This window comes from Sphingopyxis sp. JAI108 (assembly GCF_013410105.1).
Taxonomy (GTDB): domain Bacteria; phylum Pseudomonadota; class Alphaproteobacteria; order Sphingomonadales; family Sphingomonadaceae; genus Sphingopyxis; species Sphingopyxis chilensis.
Genome location: NZ_JACCCJ010000002.1, coordinates 770,187 through 789,603, shown reverse-complemented (window position 1 = coordinate 789,603; position 19,417 = coordinate 770,187). Strand labels below are relative to the sequence as shown.

The window sequence follows — 19,417 nt, the reverse complement described above, 5'->3', positions numbered from 1 at the left end:
TCAAAACCGCTTTCCCCATAGCTCTCAGCCTATGACCCCCGCGGTTCGGGCATCGAAGACTTTCCGACGCCTATCGGCGTCCGAAACTCTCAACGATTGCAGACGGGCAGCTTTTAAGGGGAAATCCAAGATAGCCGACGTTGGCGCGGCTCATTTTAACGCTGCCGTCCCTTTGAATGAACATGCACGACAGCGACGGCATTGCTCATGCGAACCTCCCAATCCCAAACATGGCTCCGGGCGCGGACCCGGAGCCATAGGTATCGCCAATGATCCGGAAGGCACATTCCTCGCGGTCAGGCTCGACGAATCGGGAACATAATCGGAACTTTCCCTGCCTCGGTTTTGGCTCTAAGGTCAGGTTCGACAGTGCATTCGGAGGTCCGCGTGAAGGTTGCAGGATTGTTCGCCGGGATCGGCGGCCTTGAGCGGGGGCTTGCCGCTTCGGGTCACGAAACGAGCCTGCTCTGCGAGATCTGGGAGCCTGCGCGCGCCGTTCTCGCAGCATCCATGCCTGACGTTCCGTGCGAACGCGACGTCCGCGATCTCGGCTCGCTGCCCGGAGAAGTCGAGCTTCTCGTCGGGGGGTTCCCATGCCAGGATCTGAGTCAGGCAGGTATGACTGCCGGCATCGGCGGCAAACAGTCTGGCCTCGTCTGGGAAGTGTTCCGGCTGCTCGACGCCCAGCGTGTGCCGTGGGTCGTGCTGGAGAACGTGTCCTTCATGCTGCAGCTCGAGAAGGGCCGCGCGATGCGGACATTGATTGAGCAATTCGAAGCGCGCGGGTATCGCTGGGCGTACCGCGTCGTGAACAGCCTCTCCTTTCTGCCCCAACGGCGCGAGCGCGTGCTATTCGTCGCGACGACGACCGACATCGATCCTGCGGGCGTTCTGTTCGCCGACGAGGTCGAACCGGTTCTCCCCAAGACGGATCTTTCGGAACGCGCTCACGGCTTCTACTGGACCGAAGGACTTCGGGGTCTCGGTTGGGCGGTCGACGCGATCCCCACGCTCAAGAATGGTTCGACGGTAGGGATCGCCTCGCCTCCTGCCATCCTGCTCCCGTGCGGCGACGTCGTCACGCCCGATATCCGCGATGCCGAGAGATTGCAGGGCTTCGATGCCGACTGGACGAAGCCCGCAGAGGCGGTAGGACGCCCGTCACTGCGCTGGTCGCTCGTCGGCAATGCGGTTTCGGTTCCCGTCGCCCGCTGGCTCGGTGGGAGACTTGCGCATCCTGGCGATCACGATGTCTCGCGCGACCGGGCGCTTCCCGCTTCGGGCCGGTGGCCGAAGGCCGCGCGGTTCGACGGCGATCGGCGCCTCGAAGTTGCGATCAACGGCTACCCAGTCTGGGAACACCGCTCCTCCCTTGCGGGTTTTCTGCATCACGCCGGGAAGCCGCTCTCGGCACGGGCGACCCGCGGCTTTCTCTCGCGCACCGAACGCGCTAGCTTGCGCTTCGCCGACGGGTTCCAGGACCGGCTGCGGGCGCACCTTGGACGGATGGAAGGGGTGGCGGACTTCGCGGTCGCCGCCGAATGACCGTCATCCGATGTCCTTGAAGCGGGTTCCGTAGAGGCCCGACACGCGCGCGATCATCGAGGCATAGGCGTGGATGTCGCCGGGCGGCGGCGCCGGCGCCGCTTCGTGGAGCACCACGGGGCGGCCGTCGTTCACGAAATCCACAAGCGTGATCGAGAGCGCGTCATAACCATCGTCCTCGACCCGGGAGCGACGCGGAAGTTGCCGAATCTTTGCGATAGCGAGCTCAGCATCACGCGGCTGGTTGTGGCGGCTCCAGTCCGGATCGGTCGCGCGGTTCTTCTTGTTGAGGTCCGGACTGAGATAGTCGGTTGCCATGTTGACCATCGTGAACCCGACCGCGATCGCCGACTCGCTCGCTCCGTGGATCGTGCGCTGGGATGAGTTGAGCTCGTCGTAGAGACGCGGCAGCGCTCGCTGGTGAGCGGTCATGCACGCCTTGGCCTCAAGCGCGAGAAGGACGGATCCGACGGGCGCCTCACGCAAGGCCGGCAGTTCCGCGAGCAGGCGGCGCTCCGCAGGAGAAAGGTCGAGCTCCCAATCGTCGGCGAAATCGGCGAGGGTTCGGCTCCCGGGAGAGCCGTCCCTGGTGCACAGAACGAGATCCAGGTTCTTCTTCCGGTCGTGGACGAAGTCTCGCATCTCGTGATTGATGCCGAAGAAGACGGTGCCGTCCTCGATGTGACGCCGAAGGAGCGGCGTTGCGCGTAAGAGGTCGAACACGACGCCCCAGCACGCGACCTTCGAATGATGATCGCTGCGCGAGTGATACTGCCAGCGATTGCCATGCTTGTCGGTCACCGTCGAGTGCGACAGCGAACGCGCGAGGATGTGCGGACCGTGCATTCGGCTTGCCGTCGATTCCCTGTCGCCCCCCATGGGCGACAGCTTGCGAACCATTCCGCACGGCCAGCGTCAAGAGATTTCGCCTTCTTGGCCGCCCCGACGAGCCCGACGTTGCATGCATTTCGGACCCTCCGCGTGGGCAGCGAGCGAAGGGTCGCCAATGGCACCGAGGCACGGTTCGTGCGTTCCCTCCCACGATGAAAGCCATGACGACCATCGAAAAACCGCCGGACGCCTCCCTTGACCCGGCGCGCTCACGGCTCATGGGTCGCGTGCGCGGCAAGAACACCAAGCCTGAGCGGATAGTGCGCAGCATTGTCCACGCAATGGGTTATCGCTTTCGGCTGCATCGGCGCGACCTCCCCGGCAGCCCCGACATCGTCCTCCCCCGCTACCGCATGCTAATCTTCGTGCACGGCTGCTTCTGGCACCGGCACCTGGGCTGCGCGCGAACGACGACGCCGAAGACGCGCACGGCCTTCTGGCAGGACAAGTTCGAGGCCAATGTCGCGCGTGATCGTCACAACCAAGTCGCCCTCGCGCGCGATGGATGGCGAGCGGAGATCGTGTGGGAGTGCGAGACCCGCAACGAGCAGGCGCTTCGGGCTCGGCTGACGCGAGCCCTCTCCGAGCGTTAGACGGTCCGCCCGAGCGATCGATATGCGGGGCAATACGATCGGCGGCGAGGGATCGCTATCTCCTCCAACTCCGCACGGATACGCATGCAGCAACCGGCAGCTTTCGGGCAGTTATATCGTAGGCGCCTATGACTTGGATGGGGCGCGAAGCCGACGCAGGAACGTTGCCGCCGCAGATTTGTGATTGCTATGCGGTTGCTGTTGTGAGCAGCCTACGCCGACCCCGCCAAAAACTCTCGAGAGCCAAGAGTGCTTTGGAATGCGCAAATCCGCGGATTTTCAGTTATAGAAATCTTGTGGCCAAATCGGTCTAAGTTGTTGAAAAAATGGTGCACCCGGCGGGATTCGAACCCACGGCCCCCAGATTAGGAATCTGATGCTCTATCCTGCTGAGCTACGGGTGCGCCGCCGCTCGTGTAGCGGCGGAGCGCGCGGAGCGTCAATCGGCTTGGGTCAATTGGCCGCCTCGGGCGGCACGACCGGCACAAGCAAGGGCATCGCGGCGATCCCGTCGTCGCGCAGCGCCTGCGCTTCGTCGGGCGAGGCCTGGCCGTGGATCAGATCCCCGGCCGCGCGCCCTTCGTGCATCGCACGCGCGGCGTTGGCAAAATCGCGGCCGACCCAGCGCGATTGCGGCAGCATTTGCGCCTGTTTCGCCGCGATGTCGGCCAGCAGCTTGCGCACCAGGTCGGGCCCGGATTCGGGTTCGGTCGTCGCCGGAACGGGCGTGACCAGCGCCTGATTGGACTTCGCGCCCACCCGCGGCGCCATCACCGCCTTCTTCACCGCGCTATCACCACAGACCGGACAGGCGATGAGCCCGCGCGCCTGCTGATCGGCAAAGCTGTCGCTGCTCGCGAACCAGGCCTCGAACCGGTGGTCGCCGGCGGCACAGCAAAGATCGAACACGATCACGCGTCAGGCGGCGCCGATCAGCGCGTCGAGTTCGCCCTTCGCATCGAGCGCGGCGAGGTCGTCGCTGCCGCCGACATGCTTTCCGTCGATGAAGACCTGCGGCACCGTGCGGCGACCGTTCGCGCGTTCGACCATCGCCTCGAACCCGGCGCGGTCCATCGTCACGTCGATTTCCCGGAAATCGGCACCCTTGCCGCCCAGCAGCATCTTTGCGCGCGTGCAATAGGGGCAGAAGGCCTTCGTATAAACTTCGATCTGGGCCATGCGGCTATCCTGTCATCCTTTCGCTCTGCATATCGGAATCCAACGAGGCAAAGTCAAATTTGTTGCCCCCGGCCGCGTCGGGAACGACACGCGCCCACGTCAGCGCCGACACCCGCACCGCGCCGCTCCGCCGCAAGGCCCGCGCCGCAGCGCGTAGCGTCGCCCCGCTCGCATGAACGTCATCGACCAGCACGAGATGCCTTCCCTTCGCGCGCGCCTTTGCGTCGGGCGCCAGCGCAAAGGCGCCCGCGACGACGCGTTCGCGCTCCTTGCGCCCCTTGCCGCGCAGCGATGCGGTCGATTTGACGCGCAGGAGCATATGATGATCGCGCGGCGCGCCCGTCAGCCGCTCAAGTTCGTCGGCAAGCAGCGCGGCCTGGTTGAATCCGCGCGACCACAGCCGCCAGCGGTGCAAAGGCACCGGGACGAGCAGGATCGCATCCAAATCGCCCAGCGCGACGAGCCGGCGCGCCATCAATCGTGCCATCAACCGCGCATGCCCCGTCCGCCGCCCATATTTGAGCCGCAGCGCTACCGTGCGGGCGACCGGACCATAAGCGAGCGCCGCCGGCGCGCCCTCGAACGGCGGCGGTTCGGCAAGGCACGCCCCGCACGCCAACGCTTCGCCGGGCGCCGCGGTGGGCAGCGGGGTCGAACAATGCGCGCATCCCGGCCCGTCCAGGAAGTCGAGCGACGACCAGCAGGAAATGCAGAATTGGCGGTCGTCACCGACGATGACGCCGCACCCCGGGCAACGCGGCGGCAGCGCATAATCGACGATCGCGCGCGTCGCGGCGCGCAAGCCGCGAAGCCATGCCCCGACCGGCGCGTCGCTTTTTCCGGCATCCCCCGTCGCCCTTGCCATCAACGGGTTGTGAAGCATCGCCGGCGGCGGCACAAGCGGCGCATGTCGCAATCCCCCCGCCCGCTTTTTTCGCCCTCCCGCCACCGCGCCCAGCGCGACCGTATGGCCCGCCTGCCTGGGGCGGCCAATTTCCTCGCGCCGATCATCGCCGAAACATTGCTCGACCGCCTGACGATGGTGACGCGCGAATTCCCGCGGACCCTGCTCGTCGGCGCGCACGATGCTGCGCTGATCGACTATCTCCGCGCCACCGGCACCGATCTCACGATCATCGAGGCGGCTCCGCGGCTCGCGGGCCGGACCGCGGCGATCGCGGTCGAGGCCGACGCGGTCGACCTGCCCTTCGGCAGCTTCGATCTGATCCTCTGGCCGGGCGGCCTCGACAGCGTCAACGACGTGCCGGGCGCACTTTTGCGCCTCCGCGCGCTGCTCGCGCCCGACGGGCTGTTGCTGGGGGCCTTTGTCGGCGACGGCAGCTTGCCGCGACTGCGCCGCGCGGTGATGACCGAAGGCGTCCGATCGATCGCGCGGCTGCATCCACAGATCGACCTTGCCGCGATGGGCAATCTGCTCCAGCGCGTCGGCTTCGCGCTTCCCGTCGTCGATGTCGAGGCGCTGACCGTGCGCTATGGCGACTGGTTCGCGCTCGCGCGCGACCTGCGCGCCACCGGCCTGTCGAGCCGCCTCGACCCCGCACCGCCCCCGCTGACCCGCGAGGAGGCGGCGCGGATCGCCGCGGCATTCGCCGCGCAAGCCGACCCCGACGGCCGCATCGGCGAAACCTTCCGGATCGTCCATTTCAGCGGCTGGGCGCCGCATCCCGATCAGCCGCAGCCGGCGCGGCGCGGCAGCGGCACCGCCTCGCTCGCCGACGCGCTGAAGCCGAAGGACTAGATCAGCGCCTCGAGCAAGCCGATCAGCGGCTTGTCGGCGGGCGGCATGGCGAGCCCGTGCAGTTCGACCGGGCGCACCCAGCGGAGCGCGCTCGCGTGCTGCGCGACCGGTGTTCCGCGCCATTTTCGGCAAACGTAAAGTAGCAGCAGCAGATGCCTGTCGCCCAGCATGTCGCTCGCGAAGCAGGCTGGGGCAAGGCAGGCATGATCGACATCGATCGCGAGCTCCTCGGCCAGTTCGCGGATCAATGCCTGCTCGGGCGTCTCGCCGGGCTCGAGCTTGCCGCCCGGAAATTCCCACAGGCCCGCCATCGCCAGACCTTCGGGGCGCTGCTGGACGAGCAGCCGCCCGTCGCGGTCGATCAGCGCCGCGGCGACGACGACCAGCGATGTTTTTGGCGGTTTTCCGGGAGTAAGCGCCGACAAATTGTTAACCTTCCTGTGCGAATGTTGGACCCCTCGGGAACTATATTTCAGTCAGGGGTGGAACAATGCGAAACTTTTACAGGCTGATGCGGTCGACCAGGGCCGCCACAGCCGTCGAATATGGGCTGATCCTGGCCCTTATCTTTCTGGCGGCTGTCGTTGCGGTCAGCAATGTCGCCAATTCTACCGGCAATATGTGGGGCAAGGTTTCGACGGCCGCCGACACGAACATGTAGCCCCGCTACTGTGTCGTTTCGGGCCGATATTCCGCGCCTTTCGCCAGATGCCATTAAGATTTTCAAAACCTATTCGCCCTAAACCGCAGATGTTGACCCAGACCAGACCGTCAACAGGGTAAGTGAAATCAGGAGACCAGTCATGAAGTTCATCAAGAAGTTCGTCCGCGACACCAAAGCCGCCACCGCCATCGAATATGGCCTGATCGCGGCCCTCATCGCCGTCGCCGGCATCTCGGCCATGGGCCTCGTCGGCAACAGCGTCAGCAACACCTTCAACTCGGTTGCGTCGAACCTCGACTAATCGCGTTGGTTCGCGGGCTTTCAGCGCGCGACGAAATCGGAAAGGGCGGTGGGTCATCCCACCGCCCTTTTTCGTACGCGACCGGCGTTACCGGTTCGCGTAGACCACGATCTTGACCTTCTGTCCCGGGGTCAGCCGGCTCGAGGCGGTCAGACGATTGAGCACCTGAAAGCGTTCGGCCTGGTATTTGCTGAACGCCATCCGCCGGGAGAGGCTGGCGACGGTGTCGCCGCGTCCGACAGTGACGACATCGACGCGCCGTGGCCGGATCGCTGCCGCTTCGGCCGTGCTCAGCCGCCGCACGCTCGTGAACATCGAATTGAACACGCTGCCGCGGCCCGCCTGCGTCAGTGTGACGAAGTGGAACGCACTGCTCCGCGAAAATTCATAGGCGAAGACGGTGACGTCGACCTGCCCCGACTGGCTGTTGACACGCGCCGTCGACCAGGAGGCCGGAATGCCGTTCACGGTCGTCCGCTGGATCGTGCCCGGGCTGACTGATGTATCGCCCGCAACCGCGCGGAAACCCGCAGCAATATAGGCGTTCATGTCGCCATTATACGGCCCGGTCGAAAATTGCGCCTGCCCGCCGTTGCCGCTGATCGACACCGCGTCGGTGCCATTCTGCATCCCGTAACCGTTCGGCACCGTGAAACGCAGCCGGAGGTCGGGATGCAGGAAATCGCGGCCCTCGACGACGCCCTGTGCCGGATCGTCGCCATAGAGGACGCCATCAACCGACGCGAGAAATGCGTCAGCGTTGCGATTGCCGCCACGGCCGCCGACGCGGCTCGCCAACGTCTGTGCGTTGCGGACGCGCGAGGCCGGGTCGGGGTGGGTGCTCGCCCATTCGGGGAGCGAGCGCGCATCGCCGCCCGACAGGCGCGCGTCGAGGTTCGTCTGGTTCGCAAGGCTCGCGAGCATCGTCGACAGCGCGAGCGGGTCATATCCCGCGCTGTGCAGATATTGGACCCCCAGTTGGTCGGCCTGCAATTCCTGGCTGCGCGAAAAGCCGAGCGTCGCGAGCTGCGCGACCTTCATCGCGTTATTCTGGAGCAGTCCGCCCAGCCCGCCGAGCAGGCCGCCATTGTCGCCGATCGCACCGCCGAGTACCGCGCCGAGCACGCCGAGGATGGTATTGCGGGTCGCCGCCGACTGGCGTTTCTTGCTGTGCTGCGCCGCGACATGCCCGACCTCGTGCCCGAGCACGCCCGCAAGCTCGGCTTCGTCGTTCATCAGCGCCATCAACTGGCGGGTGACATAGATATAGCCGCCGGGGATCGCGAAGGCGTTGTTTACCGGCGAATTGAGCAGCGTGACCGTGAAGTCGCTGGGCGACCGCGACAGGCCCGATTGCACCGCAATATTTTGTCCGACGCGGTTCACATAGGCGGCCTGCGGCCCACTGTATGCGCCGCCGAATTCCTGGAGCAATTGCGGATGCGCCTCGTCGCCCTGCTTGCGCTCGGCGGGCGAGATGTTGGTCTGCGTCTGGATCGCCCTCAGCTGCGCATCGGCCGCGCCGGTCAGCGCGACCCCGCCCATCACGAGTGCTGCCGCCAGTGTCCTTCCCGTCTTCCAGCTCATCGAAATGCCTCCCGTTTGTGTCTTGCCGAGCGATATCTCCGCCACGCGGCAAGGCAAGCCGCGCCATCGTCCGCGGCTCGTCTATTTCCGAAAATGGAACGCCACGACCCGCGATCGGGTTCCGGCGAAGACCCCGCTAAGCGCGCGCCATGGCGAGGAATTTTTCCTCGCGCGCGGCCAGCAGCGTGTCGCGCGGCAGTCCCGCCAGCGCCCCCAGTTCCTGTTCGATCGCATCGCCCAGCGACGCGATCGCGACTTCGGGCGCACGGTGCGCGCCGCCGACGGGTTCGGGAACGATCCGGTCGATGACCTTCAGGCCGAGCAGGTCCTGCGCCGACATCTTCATCGCTGCGGCGGCGTCCGCCGCCTTGTCCGACGTGCGCCACAGGATCGAGGCGCAGCCTTCGGGCGAGATCACCGAATAGACGGCATGTTCGAACATCAGCACGCGGTTCGCCGCGGCCAGCGCGATGGCGCCGCCCGATCCGCCTTCGCCGACGACCGCCGCGACCATCGGCACGCCCAGCGCGAGGCATTGCTCGGTCGACCGGGCGATCGCTTCGGCCTGTCCGCGCTCCTCCGCCTGAATACCGGGAAAGGCGCCCGACGTGTCGACGAGCGTCACCACCGGCAGTCCGAAGCGGTCGGCGAGCTGCATCAGGCGGATCGCCTTGCGATAGCCCTCGGGCTTCGCCATGCCGAAATTATGTTTCATGCGCGACGGGATATCGTCGCCCTTTTCATGTCCGATCACCATCACCCGGCGCCCGCGGAAGCGCGCGAGACCCCCGAGGATCGCCTGATCGTCGCCGAAATTGCGGTCGCCCGCAAGCGGCATCCAGTCGTCGAACAGACCCGCGACATAGTGTTTGAAGTGCGGGCGGTCGGGGTGGCGCGCGACCTGCGTCTTTTGCCACGGCGTCAGCTTGGCATAGAGTTCGCGCAACAGTTTGGAGGACTTGTCCTCCAGCCGCGCGATATCATTGTCGATGTTGAGCGACGGATCGTCACCCATTTCGCGCAGTTCGGCAATCTGCCGATCGAGCGCGGCGACCTGTTTTTCGAAGTCCAGAAAGGCTGTCATGCGGAGTCGCTAGGACGAAGGCTCCGCAAGGTCAACGCCATCCATGCGGGCAAGCGGATGCCGTTTGTTGACCAGTTCGACCAGGCGGCGGCTATCGACATGCGTGTAAATTTCGGTCGTCGCGATATCGGCGTGGCCGAGCATCAATTGCAGCGCGCGCAGATCGGCACCGCCCTCGAGCAGATGCGTCGCAAAGGCGTGACGCAGCACATGCGGACTGATCGCCGCCGGGTCGATCCCGGCGCGCGCCGCCAGTTCGCGCAGCATCTGGAACAGCCGCACGCGCGAGACATGCGCCTTGCCCGACGGAAAGAGCCAGGGTGATCCGTCGGTCAGCAAGGGCAGCCAGCGATCGAATGCCTCGCGCGCGCGCTCGGACAGGGGCACCAGCCGCTCCTTGTCGCCCTTGCCGCGGACGATCAGATATTCGCGCTCGCCGGCAACGGCGCGGCGCGGCAGCGACACGAGTTCGCTCGCACGCAGGCCCGAACCATAAAGCAATTCGAGCAGCAGCAGCATTCGCACGGCGTTGGCAGGCGGCGCTTCGCCCCCGGCTTCCTCACCCGCCTGTTCGAACAATCGTTCGACGTCCGAATGCGTCAGGATCCGCGGCAGCGGCCGGCGCGTCGCAGGGCGCGCGATGTCGAGGGCCGGATTGTCCGCCCGCTCGCCCTCGTCGAGCAGGAACGCGAAGAACTGCCTTAACGCCGACAATTTGCGCGCCGCGCTGCTCGCCGCAAGCGATTGATAATCGGCCATCAATTTGCGCAAAGCCGGCGCATCGGCGTCGCCGAGCGGACCTTTGACCCACTCCGCCGCCTGTTCGAGGTCGCGGCGATAGGCGGCAAGCGTGTTGCGCGCGGCCCCACGCTCGGCCGCCATCATTTCGAGAAAGCGCTCGATGAGAGCGCCGTCAGACACGCACCAGCGCTTCGGCGGCGATCATCCGCGCTTCCGACGACAGGCCGACTTCACGAAGGGCGCGGACGATATAATAGAGATGATAAGGCGGCACTTTCGACCATTCGCCCTGCATTCCCGCGGCCGCGAGCAGCGCCACCATGCCCGGTTCGCGCCGCTCGGCCGCCGTCATGATCGCCCGCGACCAGCGCGTCTGCTTGCCCAGATCGACATCCAGATCGCCCGCCGCCGACGCTGCGGCATTCGCATCGAGCCGCCCGAGACCGGCAAGCCCCGCGAGCAGGAATTTCGAGCGCAGCGTGTTCGCGCTGTCGTCATCGTCCGAAAATCCCTCGACCGCGCTCGCGCTCATGCCGGTAAGCGCGCGCGGCGATCCGACCGCGAGCACGCCCCACGCCCGGCTGCCGACCGATACGGCCGGAACCCAGGCAAGCGCATTCGCGTCATAGCCGCCCGCGAGCATCGATCCCAAAAGCCGCCACGGATCGCCGCCGGTATCGGTGCCGGGCGAAAGGGCGGCCGCCGCGCGCGCGGTCGCGACCATCGCGGCATAGCCTTGTGCCGTATTGCCGCCCGCGCCCCAAAGCTGCTCCATCGCCGCATAACGCTCGGCGCCGGTCGGGAGGCGAAAGGCTCCGCGAAGCTGGTCGGTCTGCGCCGCGAGCGCTTCGGCGGGCTCTTCCTCGCTGGCCGCCGCGCTCAGCAGCGACACATAGGCGTCGCTCGACAGCACGCCGCGCGCCGCAGCTTCGGGCGCCGCGGCGATACGGTCCGGCATGTCGGTCATCGGCGCGAGCACCGTCCAGCCCTTCATATAATAGGGCGCCGACGTCCGCAGCGCTTCGGGAACCTCGATCGCGGTCGCGGTCGACATGCCGAAACGCCAGCTCGTCATCCGGTCGATATTGTCCCATTCGATCGTCGTCGAACGTCGTCCGGCGCCGGTCGCACCGAGCACGCGTTCGGCGAGCAATATGTCGAAGTTCGAGATCCTGCCGCTCGACCGCACGCGGCTGATCGCCCAGCCCGCCGGCCCGGCCTCACCCGACAGGCCCGAGCAGATCGCCGACGCAAGGCGCCACGCCTGCTCGTCGCCATGCGCAAGCCCTGCGGGCACATAGGGGCACATCCCCGCCGGATCGGCGTTGGCGAGATAGACCTGCTGCGCCGCGGCGACGAGGCGAGGGCTCGCACGGTCATAGTCGACCGACTGGACGATCCGGCGTGCGGTGATCGATTCGCCCATGCGCAGCAGCAGCGACGCGCGCTCGGCCGCCAGGTCGGCGCCGTTGATGGTATCCGGCGTGTCGATCGCGGACGCGAGCGCGCGGCGGAGCAAAATCTGGCCCCAGCGCGACGCGAACTGGCCGTTCGTCTTGCGCATGATCGCCGCGGCATATTGGCCGCGAATGCCGAAGGCGTCGGGGGCGAGCCCCCCGGTTTCCGGCGTGAGCGGCCCGATGCGCGTGAGCAGGCGGCGCGCTCCCGGCGGCAGGTCATATTTCAGCCCGCCCGATTCGACCTCTTCCGCTTGCTCGCCCTCTTCGTCCGCTGCGCCGATGGTGGCGCTATCGAGCGTCGGGGCAACGGTTGGCGGCGCAACACCGTTGGCCGGCGCCGAACCGGGCGCGGGCGTCGCTGTGGGCGACGGGGACGGCGTCGGCGACGATTTCGGGGTGGGCGTGTCGGCGGGGTTGCCGAACCCTTCGGGCAGCAGCGATTCCTGCGCGATCACGGGCAGCACCAATATGGCCGCGAGCGCGGTGGCCGACAGGCCCAGCGTCAGCGACAGCGCCTTCTTCTTCATCGCGTCGCGCCTTCGGCAAACTTGTCGGTCACATTCACCTCAATCATTCCGGGCCGATCGGCGATGACGCCGCAACGCGGCCTTTTCCCGATCCGGCCCCGGCGTGCAATATCCAATGACCGCCGTTCGTCCCATATCGCGCAAAACCATTGTTCCGCGCCGAACGGGCGGTATAGCCGCGCGCACCATGTCGCGAAACCCGAAAAGCCCTTCGCCAGCCATAGCCGCGTCGATCCGCGACCGGTCGATCGTGCTCGTCGGGCTGATGGGCTCGGGAAAGTCGACCGTCGGCCGCCGCCTCGCGCAGCGCCTCGGCATGCGTTTCGCCGACGCCGACGACGAGATCGAGCGCGCCGCCGGAATGACGATCTCCGACATTTTCGCGCGCTTCGGCGAAGCGCATTTCCGCGACGGCGAGCGCCGTGTGATCGCGCGCCTGCTCGGCGGAAAACCGATGGTTCTCGCCACCGGCGGCGGGGCCTTCATCAATGAAGAGACCCGCGAGCTGATCCTGCGCGACAGCCTCTGCATCTGGCTCGACGCCGACATCCCGACGCTCGTCGAACGCGTCGGACGCCGCAGCCACCGCCCGCTTTTGAAAGACCGCGACCCCGGCACGGTGCTGCGCGAACTGGCGGCGGTCCGCAATCCCATCTATGCCGAGGCGCATCTGCGCATCAGCTCGGCGAGCACGCCGCACGACCATACGGTGCGCGCGATCCTGGAGGCCCTGTCAAAGTGGGAAGATCCGCAATGGAAAAGCTGACCGTAGAGCTGGGCGCTCGCAGCTATCCGATCCTGATCGGCGACGGGCTGATCCGCGAGATCGGCGAACATGTCGCGCCGATACTGAAGCGTCCGCGCACGATGATCGTCACCGACAGCCATGTCGCCGACCATTATCTGATCCCGCTCGGCACTTCGCTGGCGATGGCGAACATCTCCTTCTCCTCCTTCGTGCTCGACCCCGGCGAGGGTACCAAGAGCTGGGCCGGCCTCGCGCGCCTCACCGAATGGCTGATCGGCGAAGGCGTGGAACGCGGCGACCATGTCATCGCCCTGGGGGGAGGCGTGATCGGCGACCTCGTCGGTTTCGCATGCAGCATCGTCAAGCGCGGCTGCAACTTCGTCCAGGTCCCGACGACCCTGCTCGCGCAGGTCGACAGCAGCGTCGGCGGCAAGACCGCGATCAACGTGCCCGCGGGTAAGAATCTGATCGGCGCCTTTCATCAGCCCGCGATGGTCGTGATCGACCCGACGACGCTCGAAACGCTGCCGCGCCGCGAGCTCGGCGCCGGCTATGCCGAGGTCGTCAAATATGGGCTGATCGACGACGCCGGTTTTTTCGCCTGGTGCGAAGCGAATGGCGCGGCCTTGCTCGCGGGCGACAGCGCGGCACGGCATAAGGCAATTGCCCACAGCGTTTCGGCCAAGGCGCGGATCGTCGCCGCCGACGAGCGCGAGACGCAGGATATTCGCGCGCTGCTCAACCTCGGGCACAGCTTCGGCCACGCGCTCGAGGCCGAAACGGGCTATTCGGACCGACTGCTCCATGGCGAGGCGGTCGCGGCGGGCATGGTGCTCGCGCATCAATTCTCGGCCGCGAACGGCCTGTGTGCGCCGGAGGATGCCGACCGCGTGCGCGATCACCTCGCGAGCGTCGATCTGCCGCACAGCCTTGCGAGCGCGGGGGTGAACACGGGCGGCGGCGAACTCGCCGCGCATATGGCACACGACAAGAAGGTGCGCGGCGGCAAGCTGCCGCTGATCCTGACGCGCGGCATCGGGCAAAGCTTCGTCACCGACGAATATGGCCTCGATGCGGTGGCGGCGTTCCTCGACGGACAGCGCGCCGCATAGCAGCGTCGGCGGGCCCCTAGCTCTCGCTCGTGAGCCCCATCGCCTCATTCTCTTCGCGCGCGATCTTCGCCGCGAGCCTTTTGCGCCGGAACTTTTCGAGCACGCTGTCGGCTTCGCGCCCGCCCCCCGGCTTGAAGCGATGGTCCATCCCCGCCGACAGGTCGCCCTCGTCGAGTTGCGCCCGGAGCCGCGTTTCGTCGAGATGGCGCAACGTCGCCTCGACATCGTCCATCTCGCTCGGGTCGACGTCGAGATAGCGCAGTGCTGTCAGCCCCATCGCGACCGAGCTTTCGAAGACTTCGCGCACGACCGTATCGACCCCCGCGCCGTCGACCGCGAGCAGTTGGCGGCGATCGAACACGCGCATCAATATCTTCGCGTTCGGAAAGGCTTCGACGATCGGCTTCAGCGCCGCCGCATCGACCGAGGCATCGTCGATACAGAAGATGATCAGCCGCGCTTCTTCGGCGCCCGCGCGGCGGAGCAGGTCGACGCGTAGCCCGTCGCCGAAATAAACCTTGGTGTCGAAGCGGCTCGACAGCTCGATCTGGCTCGGTTTCTTGTCGATCAGCGTGACCGAGCAGGCGACGCCGTGCAGCATCTGCGACACGATCTGGCCGAAGCGGCCATAGCCGACGACGATCGCCGATCCGCGCGGCGCCCCTTCGGGATCGTCGAGATCGGATTCGTCGGCTCCGGGTGCGAACTCCAGGTTGCGCGCGAACAGCATAAGGAACGGCGTCGTCACCATCGACAGCGTCACGACGGCGCTGAACAGGCTCGCGGCCTCGGGTTCGATGAGCAGCGCGTCGGACGCCTGCGCGAAGAGCAGGAAACCGAACTCGCCGCCCTGGCTGAGCAACAGGCCGAGGCCTAGCGCCGCCTGCCAGCTCTTGCCGAATGCCTTTACGATCAGCGTCAGCACGACGACCTTCACCGCGACCAGCCCGAGCGCCAGCGAGAGGACGAGCAACGGACGTTCCATCACCGCGCCGACGTCGAGCACCATTCCGACCGCGAGGAAGAAGAGGCCGAGCAGGATCAGACGGAAAGGCTCGACGTCCGACTCGATTTCGTGCCGATAGGGCGAATCGGCCAGCATCACGCCGGCGATGAACGCGCCGAGCGCGGTCGACAGATGCAGGCTGTGCATCAAGGCGGCGCTCGCAAGGATGGTCAGCAGCCCGACGACGACGAACAGCTCGCGCTCGCCATAGCGGCCGACGATGCGAAGCAGCGGATTGACGATGAAGCGCCCCGCCAGCACCAGCACGACGATCGCCCACAAGGTGAAGAAGGCCATCTGCCACCCCGGCGGCGCCGAGGGATCGGCGGGTGCGCGCGACAGCACGGCGACGATGGTGATCATCGGGACGATCGCCAGATCCTGGAACAGCAGGATCGAAAAGGCCTTTTCGCCGAAGGGCGAATTGATCCGCCCCGAGCTTTTGAGCCCCGGCAGCACCTGCGCCGTCGAGGACAGCGCGAGCGGCAGGCCGAGCGCGAGCGAGGCGGCCGGGCTGAAGCCGAGGGTCAGATAGATGAGGCCGGTCAGTATAAGTCCCGTGACCGCGACCTGCATCATGCCGAGACCGAAGATCGCGCGGCGCATGTCCCAGAGCCGGCGCGGCGACAGTTCGAGCCCGACGAGGAAGAGCAGGAAGGCGATGCCGAGTTCGGCAAAGGCCAGCTTCGATTCGCCGCCACCGACGAGCCCGAGCCCGTGCGGCCCGACGACCGCGCCCGCGATCAGATAGCCGAGTACCGCGCCGAGGCCGAGCCGGCGGAAGATCAGCACGAACAAGGTCGCGACGCCGAGCAGGATCGCGCCTTCGATCAGCGCCGTGTCGGTCGCGGCTTCGGCGACCTTCTCAGCGGCTTCCGACGTCGCCGCGGTGAGGGCGAGCCAGTTCATGCCGCTGCCGCCCGATCCTCGAGCGCCGCGATCGCGGCGTCGAAGGGCAGCAGGATCGCGCCGTGGCGCGCGGGATAGTCGCGCGCGGGGGCGAGCAGGTCGAATCCCGGCCAGTCGGGCCGATCGCCCTCGCCCGCGAACCAGCCGGCGATGCCGTCGCGCGCCGCGCGGATTTCGGCGAGCCCCAGCCCCGGCGCATGGCGCGCGAGCAACGCCGCCGACGCCTGCCCCAGCGCACAGGCTTCGACGTGCAGCCCAACGCGCGCGACGCGCCCCGCATCGTCGGTGTCGAGGTCGAGGATGATCGCGCTGCCGCACAGCGGTGCGCGCTTGCTCGCGCGGTGCTGCGCATCGGCGATCGGCAGATAGTCGGCGGTCGCGACCGCGAGCACCAATATGTCGCGATTGTAAAGCGGCGCGCTCATGATGCGTCGTCCTGCGCAGCTTCAGCTTCCGCCTCGCGCGCCTCGGCACGCCGCTCGGCGATCACCTTGCTCATCGCGCCACTCGTCGCGTTGAGCGCGGGATAGGTGCGGCTTTCGGTCATCCACGCGGGGCGCTGCGCATTGCCATAGCCGATACCATAGAGCAGCGTTACGATCATGAAGGCGATCGAGGCGATCAACAGGCCCTTCACCGCGCCGAAGCCCGCGCCGAGCCCACGGTCGAACCCGCCGACGAGCGACGCGCGGCTGCGCTGCCCCATCGCGCGCGATCCCCATTTGGCCAGTACGAAAACGCCGCCAAAGAGCAGCACGAACGCCAGCATCGCCGCGCTGCCCTCGGTCCCGACCCAGCCCGCGAGCAGGTCGGTGACGAGCGGGTGAAAAAAGCGCACCGCCGCGATCGCCAGGACCCACGCGAGCAGCGTGGTCACCTCCTGCACCAGGCCGCGCGAAAAACCGAGCACCGCGCCGCCGCCGACGAGCGTCAGCACGATGATATCCAGAGCCGTCAGACTTCCCATTTGCCGGTCGCTAGTCGCGCCCGAGCATCAGGTCAACGAGTTCGCCGAGCCGTCCGAAACCCGTGACCGAAATCCCGCCGACGCCCTTCATTCCCGTGGGGCCCCAGCCGCGCGAAAAACCGAGCTTGGCCGCTTCGCGCAGACGCAGCCCGTCGTGCGCAACCTGCCGCACCTCGCCCGACAGCGACAGTTCGCCGAACACGATCGCATCGGCGGGCACCGGCCGCTCGCTGAACGCCGAGATCAGCGCCGCCGCGACGGCAAGATCGGCGGCGGGATCGGTCAGCCGATAGCCACCCGCGATGTTGAGATAAACTTCCGCCGCGCCCATCTGCAGCCCGCAACGCGCCTCCAGCACCGCGAGCACCATCGCGAGCCGCCCGCTGTCCCAGCCCACGACGGCACGGCGCGGCGTCGCGCCGCTCGCGAGCCGCACCGTCAGCGCCTGCACCTCGACCAGCACCGGGCGTGTGCCCTCGAGCGCCGGGAACACCACCGACCCCGGCACGTCGCGGCTGCGATCGGTCAGGAACAGGCTCGACGGATTGGCGACCTCGCCCAACCCTTCCTCGCCCATCGCGAAGACGCCGATCTCGTCCGTGCCGCCAAAGCGGTTCTTGACCGCGCGAAGGATGCGATATTGGTGGCTGCGCTCGCCCTCGAACGCCAGCACCGTATCGACCATATGTTCGAGCACGCGCGGTCCCGCGATCGTCCCGTCCTTCGTGACATGGCCGACGAGCACGATCGCGGCGTCGCTGTCCTTGGCATAGCGGATCAGTTCCTGCGCCGACGCGCGGACCTGGCTCACCGTCCCCGGCGCGCTGTCGATCAGGTCGCTGTGCATCGTCTGGATCGAATCGATCACCACGAAATCGGCCTCGCGCCCGTCGAGCGTCGCCAGGATATCGCGCACCGACGTCGCGCTCGCCAGCGCGACCGGCGCATTGCCGAGCCCCAGCCGCTGCGCGCGCAGCCGCACCTGCGCCGCCGCTTCCTCGCCGCTGATATAGACGACCGACTTGCCCGCCTTGGCGAGCCGTCCCGCCGCCTGCAGCAGCAAGGTCGACTTGCCGATCCCCGGATCGCCGCCGATCAAGGTCGCCGAACCCGCGACGAAGCCGCCACCAAGCGCGCGGTCGAACTCGGCGATCCCGCACAGCATCCGCTCGGGCATCTTGCTGTCGGCATCGAGCGTTTCGAGCGTCAGCGTCCGCCCGCCGCGGCTCAGATCATGTTTCGCCGAAAACACCGTCTCGGCGGCTTCCTCGACGAGCGTGTTCCACTCGCCGCAATCGGCGCACTGCCCCTGCCAGCGATAGGTGGCGGAGCCGCAATTCTGGCAGACATATTGACGTTTCGCTTTGGCCATGCGGTTCGCATAATCGGAACAAAGATGGAACGCCAGTCCTTTCCCACCCTCGTCATTGCGAGGAGCGAAGCGACGCGGCAATCTCCAGCCATCGACCTCGCGCAAGCCGGACAGCTGGAGATTGCTTCCCCCGGCTTTCGCCGGGGTCGCAATGACAATCAAAGGGCTTTAGGGGATCAGCAACCACCGAATCACCTTCCCACCAGAAAGCCCGCACCATGAAATTCTTCGCCGACACCGCCGAAATCGCCGACATCCAGGAACTCGCCGCGACCGGCCTGCTCGACGGCGTTACCACCAACCCGTCGCTGATCGCCAAGTCGGGCCGCGATTTCAAGGAAGTGACCCGCGAAATCTGCGCGCTGACCACGGGCCCGGTGTCGGCCGAGGTCGTCGCGCTCGACCATGAAACGATGATGAAAGAGGCGGAAATCCTCCGCAAGATCGCCGATAATGTCTGCATCAAGGTGCCGCTGACGATCGACGGTTTGAAAACCTGCAAGGCGCTGACCAGCGACGGCACGATGGTCAATGTCACGCTCTGCTTCTCGGCAGCGCAGGCGCTGCTTGCTGCCAAGGCCGGCGCGACCTTCGTCTCGCCCTTTGTCGGCCGTCACGACGACAATGGCTTCGACGGCATGCAGCTCATCTCAGACATCCGGCTGATCTACGACAATTATGGCTATGAAACCGAAATTCTCGTCGCGAGCGTGCGCCACGGCATCCATGTGCTCGAAGCCGCGAAGATCGGCGCCGACGTGATGACCGCGCCGCCGTCGGTGATCAAGGGGCTGTTCAAGCATATCCTGACCGAAAAGGGCATCGAAGGCTTCCTCGCCGATTGGGCAAAGACCGGTCAGTCGATCTGACTGGCTTCGTCATTGCGAGCTTAGCGAAGCAATCCAGGGCGGTTTACGCGCGCTGGGTTGCTTCGCTAAGCTCGCAATGACGATGAACAGTTGACGTAAACGT

At 66.6% G+C, this 19,417-nt stretch carries 21 protein-coding genes and 1 tRNA gene; 8 read left to right on the top strand and 14 right to left on the bottom strand.

Annotated elements, in window-relative coordinates; translation table 11 throughout:
- The first annotated feature begins 387 nt into the window (after positions 1–387).
- On the top strand, positions 388–1,545 hold the full coding sequence (locus HDC29_RS14770; protein ID WP_179498834.1) for a DNA (cytosine-5-)-methyltransferase: 1,158 nt from the start codon (positions 388–390) through the stop codon (positions 1,543–1,545).
- A 3-nt stretch (positions 1,546–1,548) separates the two neighbouring features.
- Here HDC29_RS14770 and HDC29_RS14765 read toward each other — a convergent pair whose 3' ends face one another.
- Positions 1,549–2,445 (bottom strand): hypothetical protein, encoded by an 897-nt coding sequence (locus tag HDC29_RS14765; RefSeq protein ID WP_218844549.1) that lies wholly within the window; start codon positions 2,443–2,445, stop codon positions 1,549–1,551.
- A gap of 152 nt (positions 2,446–2,597) precedes the next feature.
- On the opposite strand from HDC29_RS14765, the gene HDC29_RS14760 reads away from it, so the two are divergent.
- Positions 2,598–3,029 carry a very short patch repair endonuclease gene (locus HDC29_RS14760; RefSeq protein ID WP_179498832.1) on the top strand — a complete coding sequence of 144 codons (432 nt, stop codon included), beginning with the start codon at positions 2,598–2,600 and terminating at the stop codon, positions 3,027–3,029.
- Positions 3,030–3,356: 327 nt separating this feature from the next.
- On the opposite strand, the gene HDC29_RS14755 is transcribed toward HDC29_RS14760, so the two are convergent.
- The 4 genes from HDC29_RS14755 to HDC29_RS14740 form a co-directional block, all read right to left on the bottom strand.
- Positions 3,357–3,433, bottom strand: a tRNA-Arg gene (locus HDC29_RS14755).
- 49 nt (positions 3,434–3,482) lie between these two features.
- Positions 3,483–3,944: a DUF1178 family protein gene (locus tag HDC29_RS14750; protein WP_179498830.1), complete on the bottom strand. Its 462-nt coding sequence runs from the start codon at positions 3,942–3,944 to the stop codon at positions 3,483–3,485.
- Between the two features lie 3 nt (positions 3,945–3,947).
- The gene (grxC, locus tag HDC29_RS14745) at positions 3,948–4,208 is read right to left on the bottom strand and encodes a glutaredoxin 3 (protein WP_037554187.1); all 261 of its coding nucleotides are present in this window, start codon (positions 4,206–4,208) and stop codon (positions 3,948–3,950) included.
- 4 nt (positions 4,209–4,212) lie between these two features.
- Positions 4,213–5,124, bottom strand: a complete 912-nt coding sequence (locus HDC29_RS14740; protein WP_257018289.1) for a ComF family protein — start codon at positions 5,122–5,124, stop codon at positions 4,213–4,215.
- Between the two features lie 51 nt (positions 5,125–5,175).
- Between HDC29_RS14740 and HDC29_RS14735 the strand changes: the two genes are divergently transcribed.
- A complete protein-coding gene (locus tag HDC29_RS14735) occupies positions 5,176–5,967 on the top strand; it encodes a methyltransferase domain-containing protein (protein ID WP_257018288.1) in 792 nt (263 codons plus the stop codon).
- Here the strand turns inward: HDC29_RS14735 and HDC29_RS14730 are convergent.
- The gene (locus HDC29_RS14730) at positions 5,964–6,392 is read right to left on the bottom strand and encodes a (deoxy)nucleoside triphosphate pyrophosphohydrolase (RefSeq protein ID WP_179498825.1); all 429 of its coding nucleotides are present in this window, start codon (positions 6,390–6,392) and stop codon (positions 5,964–5,966) included. The genes HDC29_RS14735 and HDC29_RS14730 overlap by 4 nt on opposite strands.
- Positions 6,393–6,457: 65 nt before the next feature.
- Between HDC29_RS14730 and HDC29_RS14725 the strand changes: the two genes are divergently transcribed.
- Together HDC29_RS14725 and HDC29_RS14720 are read left to right on the top strand one after the other, a co-directional pair.
- The gene (locus HDC29_RS14725; protein ID WP_179498823.1) at positions 6,458–6,628 is read left to right on the top strand and encodes a Flp family type IVb pilin; all 171 of its coding nucleotides are present in this window, start codon (positions 6,458–6,460) and stop codon (positions 6,626–6,628) included.
- A gap of 142 nt (positions 6,629–6,770) precedes the next feature.
- Complete coding sequence (locus tag HDC29_RS14720; protein WP_037554190.1) at positions 6,771–6,932, top strand: Flp family type IVb pilin; 162 nt, start codon at positions 6,771–6,773, stop codon at positions 6,930–6,932.
- 87 nt (positions 6,933–7,019) lie between these two features.
- Here HDC29_RS14720 and HDC29_RS14715 read toward each other — a convergent pair whose 3' ends face one another.
- The 4 genes from HDC29_RS14715 to HDC29_RS14700 all read right to left on the bottom strand — a co-directional run bounded on the left by HDC29_RS14715 (position 7,020) and on the right by HDC29_RS14700 (position 12,331).
- A complete protein-coding gene (locus tag HDC29_RS14715) occupies positions 7,020–8,519 on the bottom strand; it encodes a M48 family metalloprotease (RefSeq protein ID WP_179498821.1) in 1,500 nt (499 codons plus the stop codon).
- A 136-nt stretch (positions 8,520–8,655) separates the two neighbouring features.
- Positions 8,656–9,603 (bottom strand): acetyl-CoA carboxylase carboxyltransferase subunit alpha, encoded by a 948-nt coding sequence (locus tag HDC29_RS14710; RefSeq protein WP_179498819.1) that lies wholly within the window; start codon positions 9,601–9,603, stop codon positions 8,656–8,658.
- 9 nt (positions 9,604–9,612) lie between these two features.
- Positions 9,613–10,524 (bottom strand): tyrosine recombinase, encoded by a 912-nt coding sequence (locus HDC29_RS14705; protein ID WP_179498817.1) that lies wholly within the window; start codon positions 10,522–10,524, stop codon positions 9,613–9,615.
- Positions 10,517–12,331, bottom strand: a complete 1,815-nt coding sequence (locus tag HDC29_RS14700) for a hypothetical protein (protein WP_179498808.1) — start codon at positions 12,329–12,331, stop codon at positions 10,517–10,519. Before HDC29_RS14700 ends, HDC29_RS14705 begins: the two co-directional genes overlap by 8 nt.
- Before the next feature lie 187 nt (positions 12,332–12,518).
- Between HDC29_RS14700 and HDC29_RS14695 the strand changes: the two genes are divergently transcribed.
- Both HDC29_RS14695 and aroB read left to right on the top strand, forming a co-directional pair.
- Entirely contained in the window at positions 12,519–13,097 is a 579-nt protein-coding gene (locus HDC29_RS14695) for a shikimate kinase (protein WP_179498806.1), read from the top strand.
- Positions 13,085–14,191 (top strand): 3-dehydroquinate synthase, encoded by a 1,107-nt coding sequence (gene aroB / locus HDC29_RS14690; protein ID WP_179498804.1) that lies wholly within the window; start codon positions 13,085–13,087, stop codon positions 14,189–14,191. Before HDC29_RS14695 ends, aroB begins: the two co-directional genes overlap by 13 nt.
- Positions 14,192–14,207: 16 nt before the next feature.
- Here aroB and HDC29_RS14685 read toward each other — a convergent pair whose 3' ends face one another.
- From HDC29_RS14685 to radA, 4 genes are read right to left on the bottom strand one after another with little or no spacing between them, the layout of a single operon-like run.
- Complete coding sequence (locus HDC29_RS14685) at positions 14,208–16,106, bottom strand: cation:proton antiporter (protein WP_179498802.1); 1,899 nt, start codon at positions 16,104–16,106, stop codon at positions 14,208–14,210.
- Positions 16,103–16,531, bottom strand: coding sequence for an iron-sulfur cluster assembly scaffold protein (locus tag HDC29_RS14680; RefSeq protein WP_179498800.1), 429 nt, complete (start codon positions 16,529–16,531; stop codon positions 16,103–16,105). Before HDC29_RS14680 ends, HDC29_RS14685 begins: the two co-directional genes overlap by 4 nt.
- Entirely contained in the window at positions 16,528–17,073 is a 546-nt protein-coding gene (locus tag HDC29_RS14675; protein WP_179498798.1) for a CvpA family protein, read from the bottom strand. Before HDC29_RS14675 ends, HDC29_RS14680 begins: the two co-directional genes overlap by 4 nt.
- Positions 17,074–17,083: 10 nt before the next feature.
- Positions 17,084–18,445: a DNA repair protein RadA gene (gene radA / locus HDC29_RS14670; RefSeq protein ID WP_179498796.1), complete on the bottom strand. Its 1,362-nt coding sequence runs from the start codon at positions 18,443–18,445 to the stop codon at positions 17,084–17,086.
- Between the two features lie 218 nt (positions 18,446–18,663).
- Between radA and fsa the strand changes: the two genes are divergently transcribed.
- Complete coding sequence (gene fsa / locus HDC29_RS14665) at positions 18,664–19,314, top strand: fructose-6-phosphate aldolase (RefSeq protein ID WP_088440397.1); 651 nt, start codon at positions 18,664–18,666, stop codon at positions 19,312–19,314.
- Positions 19,315–19,417: the final 103 nt, after the last annotated feature.

What these genes read in the sequence shown, in the direction of transcription:
- HDC29_RS14765 (WP_218844549.1), bottom strand. Translation starts at nt 2,445, where the DNA reads ATGGTTCGCAAGCTGTCGCCCATGGGGGGCGACAGGGAATCGACGGCA.
- HDC29_RS14760 (WP_179498832.1), top strand. Translation starts at nt 2,598, where the DNA reads ATGACGACCATCGAAAAACCGCCGGACGCCTCCCTTGACCCGGCGCGC.
- grxC (WP_037554187.1), bottom strand. Translation starts at nt 4,208, where the DNA reads ATGGCCCAGATCGAAGTTTATACGAAGGCCTTCTGCCCCTATTGCACG.
- HDC29_RS14735 (WP_257018288.1), top strand. Translation starts at nt 5,176, where the DNA reads ATGGCCCGCCTGCCTGGGGCGGCCAATTTCCTCGCGCCGATCATCGCC.
- HDC29_RS14725 (WP_179498823.1), top strand. Translation starts at nt 6,458, where the DNA reads ATGCGAAACTTTTACAGGCTGATGCGGTCGACCAGGGCCGCCACAGCC.
- HDC29_RS14720 (WP_037554190.1), top strand. Translation starts at nt 6,771, where the DNA reads ATGAAGTTCATCAAGAAGTTCGTCCGCGACACCAAAGCCGCCACCGCC.
- HDC29_RS14715 (WP_179498821.1), bottom strand. Translation starts at nt 8,519, where the DNA reads ATGAGCTGGAAGACGGGAAGGACACTGGCGGCAGCACTCGTGATGGGC.
- HDC29_RS14710 (WP_179498819.1), bottom strand. Translation starts at nt 9,603, where the DNA reads ATGACAGCCTTTCTGGACTTCGAAAAACAGGTCGCCGCGCTCGATCGG.
- HDC29_RS14700 (WP_179498808.1), bottom strand. Translation starts at nt 12,331, where the DNA reads ATGAAGAAGAAGGCGCTGTCGCTGACGCTGGGCCTGTCGGCCACCGCG.
- HDC29_RS14695 (WP_179498806.1), top strand. Translation starts at nt 12,519, where the DNA reads ATGTCGCGAAACCCGAAAAGCCCTTCGCCAGCCATAGCCGCGTCGATC.
- aroB (WP_179498804.1), top strand. Translation starts at nt 13,085, where the DNA reads ATGGAAAAGCTGACCGTAGAGCTGGGCGCTCGCAGCTATCCGATCCTG.
- HDC29_RS14685 (WP_179498802.1), bottom strand. Translation starts at nt 16,106, where the DNA reads ATGAACTGGCTCGCCCTCACCGCGGCGACGTCGGAAGCCGCTGAGAAG.
- HDC29_RS14680 (WP_179498800.1), bottom strand. Translation starts at nt 16,531, where the DNA reads ATGAGCGCGCCGCTTTACAATCGCGACATATTGGTGCTCGCGGTCGCG.
- HDC29_RS14675 (WP_179498798.1), bottom strand. Translation starts at nt 17,073, where the DNA reads ATGGGAAGTCTGACGGCTCTGGATATCATCGTGCTGACGCTCGTCGGC.
- radA (WP_179498796.1), bottom strand. Translation starts at nt 18,445, where the DNA reads ATGGCCAAAGCGAAACGTCAATATGTCTGCCAGAATTGCGGCTCCGCC.
- fsa (WP_088440397.1), top strand. Translation starts at nt 18,664, where the DNA reads ATGAAATTCTTCGCCGACACCGCCGAAATCGCCGACATCCAGGAACTC.